Origin of the sequence: Pseudobutyrivibrio xylanivorans DSM 14809, assembly GCF_900141825.1 — a bacterium.
Taxonomy (GTDB): domain Bacteria; phylum Bacillota; class Clostridia; order Lachnospirales; family Lachnospiraceae; genus Pseudobutyrivibrio; species Pseudobutyrivibrio xylanivorans.
The window spans coordinates 1-12,965 of sequence record NZ_FQYQ01000040.1 but is presented as its reverse complement, the minus strand read 5'-3'; the positions used below and the strand labels follow the sequence as shown (position 1 = coordinate 12,965).

General features: G+C 37.8%; 15 protein-coding genes and 1 pseudogene. 9 read left to right on the top strand and 7 right to left on the bottom strand.

Going from position 1 to position 12,965, the window contains the following annotated elements; all coding sequences use genetic code 11:
• Positions 1-220 (bottom strand): hypothetical protein (locus BUA88_RS16420; RefSeq protein ID WP_207649571.1); only part of this gene is annotated, 220 nt, incomplete at its 3' end.
• Between the two features lie 121 nt (positions 221-341).
• Here BUA88_RS16420 and pflA point away from each other — a divergent pair.
• Both pflA and BUA88_RS15400 read left to right on the top strand, forming a co-directional pair.
• On the top strand, positions 342-1,076 hold the full coding sequence (gene pflA, locus BUA88_RS15405; protein WP_072919624.1) for a pyruvate formate-lyase-activating protein: 735 nt from the start codon (positions 342-344) through the stop codon (positions 1,074-1,076).
• Positions 1,077-1,218: 142 nt separating this feature from the next.
• A complete protein-coding gene (locus tag BUA88_RS15400; protein ID WP_072919619.1) occupies positions 1,219-1,674 on the top strand; it encodes a DUF2798 domain-containing protein in 456 nt (151 codons plus the stop codon).
• A gap of 36 nt (positions 1,675-1,710) precedes the next feature.
• Here the strand turns inward: BUA88_RS15400 and BUA88_RS15395 are convergent, their stop codons facing one another.
• Both BUA88_RS15395 and nagE read right to left on the bottom strand, forming a co-directional pair.
• Entirely contained in the window at positions 1,711-2,229 is a 519-nt protein-coding gene (locus BUA88_RS15395) for a cyclic nucleotide-binding domain-containing protein (RefSeq protein ID WP_072919617.1), read from the bottom strand.
• Positions 2,230-2,237: 8 nt separating this feature from the next.
• A complete protein-coding gene (nagE, locus tag BUA88_RS15390; RefSeq protein WP_200798877.1) occupies positions 2,238-3,677 on the bottom strand; it encodes an N-acetylglucosamine-specific PTS transporter subunit IIBC in 1,440 nt (479 codons plus the stop codon).
• Between the two features lie 165 nt (positions 3,678-3,842).
• On the opposite strand from nagE, the gene nagB reads away from it, so the two are divergent.
• From nagB to BUA88_RS15375, 3 genes are all read left to right on the top strand, one after another.
• Positions 3,843-4,607 carry a glucosamine-6-phosphate deaminase gene (gene nagB / locus BUA88_RS15385; RefSeq protein ID WP_072919614.1) on the top strand — a complete coding sequence of 255 codons (765 nt, stop codon included), beginning with the start codon at positions 3,843-3,845 and terminating at the stop codon, positions 4,605-4,607.
• Positions 4,604-5,719, top strand: coding sequence for an N-acetylglucosamine-6-phosphate deacetylase (gene nagA / locus BUA88_RS15380; protein WP_072919611.1), 1,116 nt, complete (start codon positions 4,604-4,606; stop codon positions 5,717-5,719). The genes nagB and nagA overlap by 4 nt, the downstream gene beginning before the upstream one ends.
• A gap of 106 nt (positions 5,720-5,825) precedes the next feature.
• Positions 5,826-6,371, top strand: coding sequence for a hypothetical protein (locus tag BUA88_RS15375; RefSeq protein ID WP_072919608.1), 546 nt, complete (start codon positions 5,826-5,828; stop codon positions 6,369-6,371).
• A gap of 50 nt (positions 6,372-6,421) precedes the next feature.
• On the opposite strand, the gene BUA88_RS15370 is transcribed toward BUA88_RS15375, so the two are convergent.
• Both BUA88_RS15370 and BUA88_RS15365 read right to left on the bottom strand, forming a co-directional pair.
• Positions 6,422-7,753 carry an ATP-binding protein gene (locus BUA88_RS15370; protein WP_072919605.1) on the bottom strand — a complete coding sequence of 444 codons (1,332 nt, stop codon included), beginning with the start codon at positions 7,751-7,753 and terminating at the stop codon, positions 6,422-6,424.
• A 358-nt stretch (positions 7,754-8,111) separates the two neighbouring features.
• The gene (locus BUA88_RS15365; protein WP_072919603.1) at positions 8,112-8,822 is read right to left on the bottom strand and encodes a hypothetical protein; all 711 of its coding nucleotides are present in this window, start codon (positions 8,820-8,822) and stop codon (positions 8,112-8,114) included.
• A 143-nt stretch (positions 8,823-8,965) separates the two neighbouring features.
• Here BUA88_RS15365 and BUA88_RS15360 point away from each other — a divergent pair, with 143 nt between their 5' ends.
• From BUA88_RS15360 to BUA88_RS15350, 3 genes are all read left to right on the top strand, one after another.
• A complete protein-coding gene (locus tag BUA88_RS15360) occupies positions 8,966-9,160 on the top strand; it encodes a hypothetical protein (protein WP_072919600.1) in 195 nt (64 codons plus the stop codon).
• Positions 9,161-9,582: 422 nt separating this feature from the next.
• A complete protein-coding gene (locus BUA88_RS15355; protein ID WP_072919598.1) occupies positions 9,583-10,017 on the top strand; it encodes an HTH domain-containing protein in 435 nt (144 codons plus the stop codon).
• A complete protein-coding gene (locus BUA88_RS15350; protein WP_143151459.1) occupies positions 9,993-10,967 on the top strand; it encodes an IS3 family transposase in 975 nt (324 codons plus the stop codon). Before BUA88_RS15355 ends, BUA88_RS15350 begins: the two co-directional genes overlap by 25 nt.
• Positions 10,968-11,281: 314 nt before the next feature.
• On the opposite strand, the gene BUA88_RS15345 is transcribed toward BUA88_RS15350, so the two are convergent.
• Both BUA88_RS15345 and BUA88_RS15340 read right to left on the bottom strand, forming a co-directional pair.
• Entirely contained in the window at positions 11,282-11,749 is a 468-nt protein-coding gene (locus BUA88_RS15345) for an HIT family protein (RefSeq protein ID WP_072919594.1), read from the bottom strand.
• A 75-nt stretch (positions 11,750-11,824) separates the two neighbouring features.
• Positions 11,825-12,592, bottom strand: coding sequence for a ZIP family metal transporter (locus tag BUA88_RS15340; RefSeq protein WP_072919592.1), 768 nt, complete (start codon positions 12,590-12,592; stop codon positions 11,825-11,827).
• 122 nt (positions 12,593-12,714) lie between these two features.
• Here BUA88_RS15340 and BUA88_RS15335 point away from each other — a divergent pair.
• Positions 12,715-12,965 (top strand): annotated as a pseudogene (locus BUA88_RS15335) (hypothetical protein); the annotation flags it as partial.

The window sequence follows — 12,965 nt, the reverse complement described above, 5'->3', positions numbered from 1 at the left end:
TACAGCAATCATGTTTGTACTTGGAAATATCAATTCCAACAAAGTACATAGGCATAAAAATTACCTCCCTTTTTAGTATAGTGGCACTGTTGTCTTCCACAGAAAGAATCGGCTGTGTAATCACGTAAATACAAACGTCAAGCGTTAACAAACTAATTACCAGTAATAGACGAATAACTGTGGTCTGAGTCACCTCGTACCAGTCAAAGCTGTAAAACAATAGAAACAGATCCACAGTGCCTAAAAATAAATATATCAAAAAGGATTGAAATATGCCCAGAGAACCTGGGAGAAAGGAAAAATCCAATCACTATTTTGATGATTGGATTATACGTAATATAATGAGTGAAATAGTTGGTTATGTAAATAAGCTGGAGAGCTTCGGTGCCGTGGACGGTCCAGGTGTCCGCTACCTAATTTTCCTAAACGGTTGCAAGATGAGATGTGCCTTTTGCCATAACCCAGAAACATGGGCTGAAGGCCAAGGGCAAGAGTTCACAGCAGATGAGCTTTTGAAGAAGGCACTGCGTTTTAAGCCATACTGGAAGAAGGATGGCGGCATCACTGTAAGTGGTGGCGAGCCTCTTCTCCAGATAGATTTTATGCTTGATTTATTTCGCAAGGCTAAAGCTCAGGGAATCAATACATGTATCGATACAGCTGGTCAACCTTTCACTCATGAAGAACCTTTCTACAGCAAATGGAAAGAATTGATGAGTCTGACAGATACTGTTTTACTGGATATTAAAAATATCGACCCTGTAGCTCATAAGGAGCTTACTGGAGTGGATAACGCTAATATCCTTGAAATGGCTCGTGAGATTTCAGACATGGGAATTCCGATTTGGATTCGCCACGTCCTTGTTCCAGGTGGTAGCGATAACGATGACTATCTACGTCGTACCCGTGAATTCATTAATACTCTTAAGACTGTAGAAAAAGTCGAAGTACTTCCATATCACACCTTAGGAGTTCCTAAATACCAGGAGCTGGGTATTCCATACAGATTAGAAGGCGTGGAATCTCCAAGCGCTGAGCGTATTGCAAATGCAAAAGAGATTTTAGGCGCAAAATAATTTTTGGGGTTACAAAAATTTATTTTCTGTGATACAATCTCTCAGCAATGCAAAATGGTTTTATTGGAAACGACACATCCTCCGGATGATAACGAACAACACATTTTTATTATGTTATTCATTATCAGAAGGAGGATTTTTTATGCCTAAAAACAAATTTCAGGATGTAGTATTTACAATTATTATGGCCACAGTCATGGTCTATGGAATGGTAGTTTACAACGTTGCTCTTAACATGGGTGGTGTTACAAACGCTACTTTTGTAATCGCCCTTTCAGAGCTTCCTATCATGGTGCCAATCGCATTTGTATTAGAGTTTTTCATCGTTGGAAAGATTGCAAAAGGACTTGCTTTTTCAGTAATTGATCCAACTAAGGACAATCCACATTTCATCACTTATGCTATTTCAATTTGCATCTGCTGTATCATGTGCCCTACAATGAGCCTTATCGCTATGTTCCTTTTCAAGGACACTCACTCATTTGGAATATGGATTCAGACATGGGGTATGAACTTTCCTATGGCTCTTTTATATCAGCTGTTTTACTGTGGGCCATTCGTAAGATTAATTTTTAGAACTATCTTCAGAAATAAATAAAACAATCGCGTCAGGAAGCCCTGACGCGATTGTTGTTTATTCCCTATTTAAAAATCTCATTTGTGCTTTGGCACCTACATGAGGATTTTTCGGATTATAAATCCTGTGGGTACCACTATTATCCTTTAAAATAATTTCCTCTGGTTCAGAATCATCCCCTTTTTCGCCCTTTTTATATTTAATAAGCTCCTGATTAACATCTTTGTACATGGACTTCATTCTGGTCATATCCTTCGCCATGCCCTTCATAACACTTAGAACAGTGGTATCATTATTTTTTATAAAATCACCCATGTCACCTTCCTGAAGACGAATTAATTTCATATCAGTTTGAGCCACAACGGTGTATATATCAGCCTGCTTTGTCAACATACTAAATGCTCCAAAGCAACCTCCTGGACCGAACTTATCTATCAATGTTTCTTCTTTTGTTCCATAGCCAGTATACATGTAAGCCCTTCCGGACAAAATAATATATAGATATGAGTCTGGTTGTCCTTCTACCACTATCCGCATACCCTCAGGCGCTACGAAAATTTTATCTTTTCCATCCATAGAATCTCTTACATTAATTTCTTAATCTCATCAAATACAAACTGTACCTTTGGTCCTACAACAACTTGAACTGTGTTCTTAGATGGTCTTACGAGACCAGGTACGCCTGCGCTCTTAATTTTCTTTTCATCAACCTGAGTGTAGTCCTCAACTTCTACGCGTACTCTGGTAGCACAATAATCAATCTCTTTGATATTGGCTTTTCCACCAAGTCCACCAAGAATTATAGTTGCCATCAACTCAAAGTCTGAATTACCGATTTCGATATTCTCTTCATCTTCCTCGTCATCTTCGCGACCTGGAGTCTTAAGATCAAACTTCGTAATTACGAATCTGAATAATACATAGTATACAATTCCAAATGCTAATCCTATTGGGAATAATAACCATGGATTCACTGCCATAGGAGCCTTAAAGCTTAACAGCCAATCTACAAAACCTGCTGAGAAATTGAAGCCAACTCTAAATGGAAGAGCTGCGCAGATTGCTGCTGAAATTCCTGTAAGGATTGCATGTACAAGGTAAAGACCAGGAGCCATAAACATGAATGAGAACTCAAGCGGCTCTGTGATGCCTGTAAAGATAGAAGCAAGAGCACCAGCCATTAATAATGAAGCTGCAACCTTCTTCTTTGAATCCTTTGCTGTATGGTACATAGCAAGTGCACCTGCTGGAAGACCAAACATCATAACCGGGAAGAAACCTGTCATGTACTGACCTGTAACCCCCTTTACTGCTCCATCTGCACCTGACCAGAATAAGCCAAGATCATTGATATTTGCTGTATCAAACCAGAATACAGCATTTAAAGCATGGTGTAATCCAAGTGGAATCAATGCTCTGTTAAGCATAGCGTAGATACCTGCGCCCACTGGACCAAGACCGAGGATTGATGTACCAAAAGCTACGAGTGCGCCATAGATAATTGGCCATACAAAATAAAGAACTATAGATGCAACTATAGATGCCATAGCCGTTACAATAGCAACACATCGTTTACCACTGAAGAATGCCAGCCAATCCGGCAGCTGGGTACTTCTAAATCGGTTGTAACAGCTGGAACCAATGATACCAGAAAGAATACCTATGAAAGCATTGCTGATTTTTCCAAATGCGGCTGGAACCTCTGATGTATCAACACCTTTGTACATTGCTACTGCACCGGTGCTAAGAAGTGTTGTAATCATCAGAAATGAAACAAGACCTGCCAAAGCACTGGTTCCGTCATGATCATGTGCCATACCGACTGCGACACCTACTGCAAAAAGAATAGGAATCTGATCGATAATAGCAGAAGCAGCTTTGATTAAGAATGCTGCTATGATACTATTTGCACCCCAACCTGTTGGATCAATCCAGTAACCTATACCATAGAGAATACCTGCAGCCGGCAGGACGGCAACTGGAAGCATCAATGATTTACCAATTTTTTGTAAATACTTCATCATAATACTCACTCTCCCTTCGTTAAATGATATGACAATTATATCATTTTGTTTTCAGTTTTAGAATATTCTCTATATTTTATTTTTATGTAATTTTTGACACACTATTCAAGTGATAGATTTATTCACAACTTACTTCTATAATATAAACCATAGGAGGTGCGTATCATGCGAATATACAAGGCAAAGGACTATAATGATTTAAGTAGAAAAGCTGCTAACATTATTTCAGCACAGATTATTATGAAACCTGATGCGGTTATTGGGCTGGCCACGGGTGCCTCTCCTATCGGTACATATAAACAGCTAATTGAATGGTATAAAAAGGGAGATTTGGATTTTTCTGAAATTCGTACTGTAAATCTGGACGAATATAAAGGTCTTGCTGCTGACAATCCTCAGAGCTATGCCTATTACATGCATACAAATCTTTTTGATTCTGTAAATATACCTGCTGAAAATATTAATATACCAAACGGATTAGAATTTGATGCCGCAATAGAATGTGCGAGATATGACACTGTCCTCCAGAAGCTTGGAGGAATTGATTTGCAGTTACTTGGCATTGGTGGAAACGGTCACATAGGTTTTAATGAACCTGGAAATAACTTTGATAAGAGCACTCACTGTGTAGCTCTTACTGAAAATACTATTCAGGCTAATTCCAGATTTTTCGATTCCATTGATGAGGTTCCAAAATTCGCATATACGATGGGAATCAAAAATATAATGCAGGCAAAAAGTATTCTGCTAATCGCTTCAGGGGAAGCAAAGGCTCAGGCAATGTATGATTCATTTTACGGACCTATCACACCATCCTGTCCTGGTTCAATCCTTCAGCTTCATAACAATGTAACTGTAGTTGCAGATGAAGCAGCACTTTCACTTATATTAAAGAAACACAAAATTACTTCGGGAGGTCACATCCTATGATTATCAAAAATGGAAATGTATTTTGCTCTGATGGGAGCTTTCAGATTAAGGATTTACTGATAGTTGACGGAAAGATTACCGATGATTTTGTAGCCGCAAGTGCTGACGGAAGAGTCTATGATGCAAATCGTAAATACGTTATTCCTGGCTTAGTAGATATTCACTCTCACGGTGCTGTTGGACATGATTTTTGCGATGCTGATGTGGAAGGTTTAAGGGAGATTCTTAAGTACGAAAAGAGCTGTGGAATTACCAGCTACTGCCCTACTTCTATGACGCTGGCTAAAGATATGCTAATCGATATTTTCAAAACTGCCACTGAGATTGAGCCGAGTCCTGAGCATGCTAATATAGCTGGAATAAATATGGAGGGACCTTTTATTTCTGCATCTAAAAAAGGTGCTCAGAACGGGAAATATATTTATTCTCCAGATGCTGAATTTTTCAACGAGTGTAACGATGCTGCTGGTGGATTAATCAAGCTTGTAACTCTTGCCCCTGAGGAGGCAGGCTCAGAAGAATTTATTGCTGCTCTAAAAGATAAGGTTGCTATTTCCGTAGGACATACTGCTGCAACTTTTGATGAAGCTGACAAGGCATTTAAAGCAGGTGCTAATCACGTCACACATTTGTGTAACGGTATGCCACCTTTTAATCATAGAGAACCTGGTGTCTTCGGTGCAGCCATAGAAAATGAAAATGTCATTGTGGAATTAATCTGCGATGGTATCCACATTCATTCAGCCATGATTCGCACTATATTCAAGCTCTTCGGCGCAGAGCGAGTAGCTCTTATTAGTGACTCAATGGAAGCCACAGGTATGCCTGACGGCGATTATGAGCTTGGCAAACAGCACGTAATAAAAAAAGGGCACCATGCAACACTTGAAGATGGTACACTGGCTGGCTCTGCAACCAATCTATTTGATTGTATGAAAAAGGCAATGGAATTCGGAATCCCTGCCACTGATGCAATTAAGTCAGCTACATCCACCCCAGCCAAAAGCATTGGACTTTATCCAGAAATCGGAAGCCTGGAGCCTGGCGCAAGGGCTGATGTTTTGATTTTGGGTGAAGATTTTAAACTTGAGAAGATAATCTCAAATCTATAGGTTTTTGATTTTCCTCAGAAAATCACGAACCGGACATGTGACACAACTGTGATAATCCAATTGATATTATTACTCCAGACTATAATGAACTAAAAAGGAGGACAAAATGAATATCAAAAATTATCTTATCGTTGGAACAATCACTTTAACTGCAGCTTTTGGATTTATTGGCTGTGGAAATTCTAGTCAGTCTACTGACAAATTACCACTTATGGATGTTAGTGAAGATGGTAAAACTGTCTATGCAAACTTTGATAAAACAGATATTGGAACTGCTGCTGGAAGCGGCGTTACCATAGATGAGGGTGAGTATCTTATTATTGATAGTGGTATCACAGAAGGCGCTGTACAGGTGAAGGTTACTGCTGGCGGTGATGATATAAACGAAGTACCATCATCTGACAATCCAGCTACTATAGACTATGAATTCTCATCAGTTGGAACTACTGAATACCAGGAAATCGCCTCAGGTAGTTATACCGTCTTTGTTGAAACAACAGAAAAAACTACTGGTACAATTACCTTTTCTGTAGTGGCTCTTCCAAATGCAGAAGATGCTACTCTTGATGATGGCACTGTATATTTTGCAAAAGATGTGGATGAAGGTGTTGCTTTGGAAAACCTTGAGGACTATTTGAATCAGGGGAACTAATAGTGATTTTATCTAACAAGGCCGCCTCATAACGAGGCGGCTCATTAATTTTACATAAACATCAACATAAATATTGGCATTGAGATTATCTTTTCTGATTGTCCGATATTTACCGATGCCATTTTGTAGCCCTTATTGAGTTGAGTATTATTATCTAATATATTTCTTAGTGAATTAGCTTGTTTTCTACCTGCCTTTATTTCTATAGGTATGATTTCATCATTCTTCATAATTACAAATTCTATCTCACTTGTGTTTTTTTCGTGCTTATAAAAGAATAATTTTTCATATCCTCGCTTATGAAGAATGTCCGCAGCAAGAGCTTCATATAAAGCACCTTTAGCTGTCCCTAGCATCAATCCTTTAGCTTTCTCCTCGATATTGTTATCCTCAAGCAAGGCATTTTTTAAGCCCTCATCAAACATACCTACTAAAATACCTATATCTGTTGGGTAAATTCTAAAATTAGTCTCATCTGCAAAAGACTCTAGCGGGAATTCTATGCGCTTTAAATTCTGCACTTGAACAGTCAGCAGCTGATTATTCAACCAAGCTATACTTGTGCCGAATTTTGACGCTGTAGCCTTTGACTCAATTTTAGAATATTGAAATTTATGATTTTCTTTAGTCAGTTGATATGGAATTGACTCATAACATTCCTGGGCTTTTATTCTAATGTTAGCATCAGCAAATCTTGCTATATCCGCCTTATAGTCTCTAATTAATCTTCTTTGGATTTCATCTACAGCATGAAAATCTCCGGTTTCAGTGAATTCTGCTACAGCTTCAGGCATACCACCTATCACCATGTATTTTCGAAGATAATTGGTCATAGTCTCTATTAATGACTTTGGCATTTTCTCGATGTTATCAAAGTATTTTTTTAAACTATCAATTACATTTTTATCCATTCCTTGTGCCCAAAGGAATTCCTCAAAATCCAGCGAATGCATGGATAAATACTCTACTTTTCCAACAGGATAGGATATCTCACTCATATAATTCATGCCAAGAGATGACCCCATTCCAATCACATCATATCTACCATCTTCTGTCCAAAACTTTAATGATGCAATGGCATTAGGACAATCCTGTATCTCATCCAATAATATCAGAGTATTACCCTCAAGAAATTTAGTTCCCGGTCTGCGCGCTGATATATTCAACTTTAGTGTATCTACATCTAAATCGCCCCCAAATTCTCCAATCATCGACGGCTCCTGAACAAAATTTATATAAATATAAGAATCATAATCATGAGCAAATATCTGATCAACCGCATAAGTTTTTCCTACCTGACGCTGGCCAGTAATAATCAAACTCTTATGGTTCTTTTTATTTCGCCATTCTCTCAGACTATAAAGTATCTTTCTCTCTAACATATTTACGCCTCCTCTGATATTATTCTACAGAAAAATATTAGTGCTGTAAATATTTTTCTATAGAGAAATATTTGAGTCTGGTATATTTTTCTATAGAAAATTATTAATCATATATAACTAGTGTTCTATCTTACTGTCCAGAATCAACAATCAAATAGTGCTTCCATTGGTATAACAAAAAATACAGTGAAGTTATAAACAAAAACTTCACTGTATAATCTGTGTCAAAATAACTATAGTTTTTCTCTGTAAAGTCACTGATACTTTCCAAATCAATATTTTTAATATCAACTATATATTTTCCTCCTAAGTCATCCCCTGAAATGAAATCATAAATTCTAATAGCAACGGCCGATTTTTAGTCCTGAAGAATAGAGTCAATTAGTTCGTTGTATTCTGATTCTGAGATTTTTTCGATGTCATCACTGTTAGGAAGACTACGGTAGAAATACTTTTCGTCGTTTTCATCTGCATCACTACCGAATCTTAGTGTTTCAGCTAGAGTAGAACCTTCGTATCTGTGCATGCTAAAATCATCATAGTCCTCCCAAGCGTGGGCTTGAACAATCCAATATGCGTCTTTGTAATAGGCCAATATGCAGGTTGCGCCAGTACCCTGACCATCCTCGAAAAGAACAACCTTATTATCTCTAATATCATAGAAACTATAACCGTAAGGACCAGAGAGCATTAATTCCGCATCGCCATCATTATTAACATCCCTGTAGTCATAGAAGTGATAAGAATCCCATTCATCACCTTCAAGATCAAGATTAGAAGCATTTATAGGCACTTCTATACCTTCTTCGGAAATTGCTTCTGCATCTATTTTGCCGTCTAAGAATAGACCAAATAAATCTTCTTTAATTTCTTCGTCGTTTTGGGTTTCAGGAACGGTTTCACTGCTTTCGGAGGTTGCGATAGGAGTTGTATTTGATTCAGTCTCTTCAGTTTTCTTTTCCTTTAGAATATACAGGCCACAGCCAACTATCAATAAGAGCGCTATGATGATTAAACAGATTGAAAATCCTCTAGCTTTCCTTTTTCTTTTATTTTTTCTTGTTGTCATAAATTTTATTCTCCCAATTGCTTTTTTGATTTTACGAACAGAGTTTATTATACCATTGATATAATAAATCACAATGTAGTGCTTTGTTATTACGCTAGTGCTATTAATATTGTATATTCATTGAAGTAAAGGAGAGAATGATAATGAAAAAGTGGAAGGGTAGTACATCAATTTTAATCATAGCATTTATTTTTTATCTAAATGCAGTTATATGGTTCTTTAATGGGAAAGGACTTCTAGTTTGGGTTTGGGTTATTGCCGCTACCTTGGAGTTGATTACAGGAATCTATTACAGACATAGAGAAAAGAAGCAACTTGAGGATGAGCAGAAGCAATAGGAAAGGGCAGGTCACACCTGCCCTTTCTTAAAAATGCATCCCAAATAATAAAATATCAGTTTTGGGATGTAATCCATTTCCTATAAAATATTATTTTTTATAAGTATGCATCCCATAGAGTAAAAATCTATATATGGGATGCATAGTGATTAAAACATTTTCATCCCAAATACCAAAAACTTACCAATGGGATGCATTGCCTTGAAAATTATCTTATAAAATGAACCCCAGGAAGTGGACACGACAGGTCCTTATTTAGGATGTATTTTTATAACAGATCCTGTATGTGGACACGGTTTAGGCGGTATTATTTTTAATTAAGTATAAAGAACAATTGTATCTAATACCAAAAACCAAAGTGTGGACATGAATTCGTATGTCATTTGCTGATATAATAAATTTTGAAAGGGAAGCAAATGAACATGAAAAAACCAACCTATTCTGAGGAACAAATCAATATTTTAGCTCAAAATCCTTATACTCATTCAATTACACCATATAAGATAACCTTTACCCTTGAATTTAAAGAATTCTTTATGTCACAGGTCCATTTACCGGGTATGACTACACCTAAGATTTTAAAGGCTGCTGGTTATGATCCAAAGATGTTCTCTCGTTCGACAATGGATAAGCTTAGAATGAGAACACTCGCAGAAGCTGCTTCTCCTGAAGGTCTACAACCTCCTAGAGGCTTGTCTCAGGCTGAAAGGACAAAAGTCTACGCTGCGAAAGATTTAGAGCGCCAAAGGACATCCACTTCTATTAAAGAGCTGCAAAATAAAGTCGTACATCTAGAACAGCAGGTTGAGTTTTTAAAAAAAATTTCAAATATATATCTTCATCCGCCAGCGGATTAAATGTCTCGAAAAAAAATATCTTCGAGGCAATAAAAAAAGAAATCAATGATAGTAATAGTTGTTTAGATGTTAAAGAACTTTGCCAACTAGCAGGAGTTTCTCGCTCTGGTTACTACCGTTATATTTCTGAGGAAGCAGAGCTTACACGAACTTTAAAAGAGGCTAAAGACCGTCAAGATTTCGCTTTGATATATCAGGCCTACAATTATAGAGGATATGCAAAAGGGTACCGTAGTATCTGTATGCGCCTCATTAGAATGGGCACACCAATGAACCATAAAAAAGTGATACGACTAATGCGTAAGTATGGTCTTAAGTGCCCTATAAGAAAAGCTAATCCTTATCGACGAATGATGAAAGCAATGAAGACAGATGCGATTGCTCCAAATGTAGTTTCTCGTCAATTCAAAAGTAGGGGACCTAGGCAAATACTTTTAACTGATATCACCTATATAAGACTTAATAAATCATTCTGTTATTTATCGGTAATCATAGATCCTTATTCAATGCAGGTACTTGCTTTTGAATTAAGTGAATCACTTGGAATTGACTTTGTTTTATTAACAGTAAAACAGTTAATGAACAACCATTTGCATTCGCTAGATGCAACTACAATTATCCATTCAGATCAGGGAAGCCATTACACCAGTGTAAAGTTTAGAGAACTTTTGAAAGACTCTAACCTAAGGCAGTCCATGTCTAGAAGAGGTAACTGCTGGGATAATGCTCCGCAGGAAAGTTTCTTTGGACACATGAAAGATGAACTAGCTCCATACGTTTCCTCATGGAAAACATTTGATGATGTCAAATACAGGATTAACGACTGGATGGACTATTACAACAATGACAGATATCAATCTCAGCTGAGAGGAATGTCTCCAAACGAATACTATCACTACCTAGTTACAAATAAGCTACCATCAGCATTGACGAAATACGGACAAAATTAAATGCCTGTGTCCTTGACATGGGGTGCACTTTATTAAAACATAGTCATCCCAAAATCACAAAAATCGCCTACGGGATGAATTCTTGTATCCCCCGCTCTACACCTATGCATCCCAAAATTAAAAAATCTCATTCGGGATGCATAGTTTTAAAATAGCCTCCACTTGCATTCATCCCAAATCTATAAAAGTCTCATCTGGGATGCATTTACAGAAGTTTACACAACAACAGTATTATTTTGAGTTTTTCCGTAATCTAACAGCACAAGTCTTTTTTATATGCCTTTGTTAACAGCATCTAGACAGTCTTGATTTGCTCACATCAATAGTTTATCTAATTCCCTAAGAAGAGCTGCTTTCATATCCTCAAGTTCTTCGTTGCTAGGTCTGTTATTATCTGAATACATTTTTTCACTCGGATAGCACCAAACAGGTCCTCTGCCATTGTTACCGTAATTATCTATATCGCCAGCCCTTCTTGGAAACAGGTGCCAATGGATATGGGCACCGCCTTCTCCATTTCCAAGACATTCATAATTCATTTTTTCAGCTCCAAAAGCATTTTTCACTGCTTCAGCAACCAATGTCATTTCATATAAGTGTTTTGCTCTTGTTTTCTCATCCAGATCAAACAACTCAACGACATGGTCTTTATATAAGAATAATGTATACCCCTTAAAATGCTGAAAATCTCCAATTACCACATATCCAGTTTCAAGTTCTTTTACAAGAAATGGGTTATTGCCAGCTTTTGTCTCTTTAATTCTTTCACATATTCCGCACATTAATTCTTCTCCTAAAACCATTTTTATCTACTATATCGTTTTCCTGCGTATTTAAAAAGCCCTATAGCAGTAATTTTACCCTAATCCTACATCCAGAGCCATCATAAGTATAAATCCCATGGCAAAGGATATTGTTCCGATATTCGAATGCTCACCCTCAGACATCTCAGGGATAAGCTCCTCTACTACAACATATATCATGGCTCCGGCAGCAAAACTCAAAAGGTATGGCATCAACGGAATAAACAATCCTGATGCGGCAATAACTAAAAGTGCACCTATCGGTTCAACGACGCCTGACAGAACGCCATAAACGAACGTCTTTCCTTTTGGCACGCCCTCACTCAAAAGTGGCATTGAGACTATTGCCCCCTCAGGAAAGTTCTGTATTGCAATACCGATTGCCAGAGCCAGTGCTCCTGTAAAAGAGATAGCGCTGTTCCCGTAAAGCCAGCCTGCGCATACTATTCCTACAGCCATTCCTTCTGGAAGATTATGGAGAGTCACTGCCAGGACAAGCTTTGTTGTTCTCTTAAGTCCACTCCTTGGGCCTTCCTCGCATTTGTCCAGATGCATGTGAGGCGTCACCATATCCATTACCAAAAGAAAAAGCATACCTATCCCAAATCCGACTGAAACCGGAAGAAATCCTAGTTTTCCCATATCTGCTGTCTGATCAAGCGCTGGAAGCAGAAGGCTGAAAAAAGATGCTGACACCATCACACCAGATGCAAACCCAGTCAGTGCGCGTTGCATCTTCTGGCTCATTTCTTTTTTTAATAAAAATACACTAGCAGCGCCAAGCGATGTTCCTAGAAACGGAATGATAATAATATTCCACATAGCTTACAGTTCCTTCCCATACTATTTTTATCTACTATATCTCTTTTTTGAGCATAAAAAAAGACCAGGATATAATTGATATGTACCCTCTTTACTGGACAACCAGTAAGGAGGGTATTTTTATGCACTATAGTTATATTTTCAAAAGAAATGCGGTAGATTTGTATCACCAAGGTCTTTGGCCTGATACGCCAGATGGTATTAGTACTGAAAACTTTCGTAATACGATACGAGGCTGGGTTAGAATTGAAGAGTCATGCGGTCCTTATGCTCTTTGTCACAAAGAGCATAACAAAGAATGGTCGCCTGAGGAACGTTATGCTTTAGTTGCGCGTGTTTTGGCTGGTGAGTCTCTCAAAAGTGTTGCTTATTC

Excerpts from the sequence above, each read along its gene's own strand:
- nagB (WP_072919614.1), top strand. The coding sequence starts at position 3,843 with ATGCGAATATACAAGGCAAAGGACTATAATGATTTAAGTAGAAAAGCT.
- nagA (WP_072919611.1), top strand. The coding sequence starts at position 4,604 with ATGATTATCAAAAATGGAAATGTATTTTGCTCTGATGGGAGCTTTCAG.
- BUA88_RS15370 (WP_072919605.1), bottom strand. The coding sequence starts at position 7,753 with ATGTTAGAGAGAAAGATACTTTATAGTCTGAGAGAATGGCGAAATAAA.
- BUA88_RS15365 (WP_072919603.1), bottom strand. The coding sequence starts at position 8,822 with ATGACAACAAGAAAAAATAAAAGAAAAAGGAAAGCTAGAGGATTTTCA.
- BUA88_RS15395 (WP_072919617.1), bottom strand. The coding sequence starts at position 2,229 with ATGGATGGAAAAGATAAAATTTTCGTAGCGCCTGAGGGTATGCGGATA.
- BUA88_RS15340 (WP_072919592.1), bottom strand. The coding sequence starts at position 12,592 with ATGTGGAATATTATTATCATTCCGTTTCTAGGAACATCGCTTGGCGCT.
- BUA88_RS15360 (WP_072919600.1), top strand. The coding sequence starts at position 8,966 with ATGAAAAAGTGGAAGGGTAGTACATCAATTTTAATCATAGCATTTATT.
- BUA88_RS15400 (WP_072919619.1), top strand. The coding sequence starts at position 1,219 with ATGCCTAAAAACAAATTTCAGGATGTAGTATTTACAATTATTATGGCC.
- BUA88_RS15355 (WP_072919598.1), top strand. The coding sequence starts at position 9,583 with ATGAAAAAACCAACCTATTCTGAGGAACAAATCAATATTTTAGCTCAA.
- pflA (WP_072919624.1), top strand. The coding sequence starts at position 342 with ATGAGTGAAATAGTTGGTTATGTAAATAAGCTGGAGAGCTTCGGTGCC.
- BUA88_RS15345 (WP_072919594.1), bottom strand. The coding sequence starts at position 11,749 with ATGTGCGGAATATGTGAAAGAATTAAAGAGACAAAAGCTGGCAATAAC.
- nagE (WP_200798877.1), bottom strand. The coding sequence starts at position 3,677 with ATGATGAAGTATTTACAAAAAATTGGTAAATCATTGATGCTTCCAGTT.
- BUA88_RS15375 (WP_072919608.1), top strand. The coding sequence starts at position 5,826 with ATGAATATCAAAAATTATCTTATCGTTGGAACAATCACTTTAACTGCA.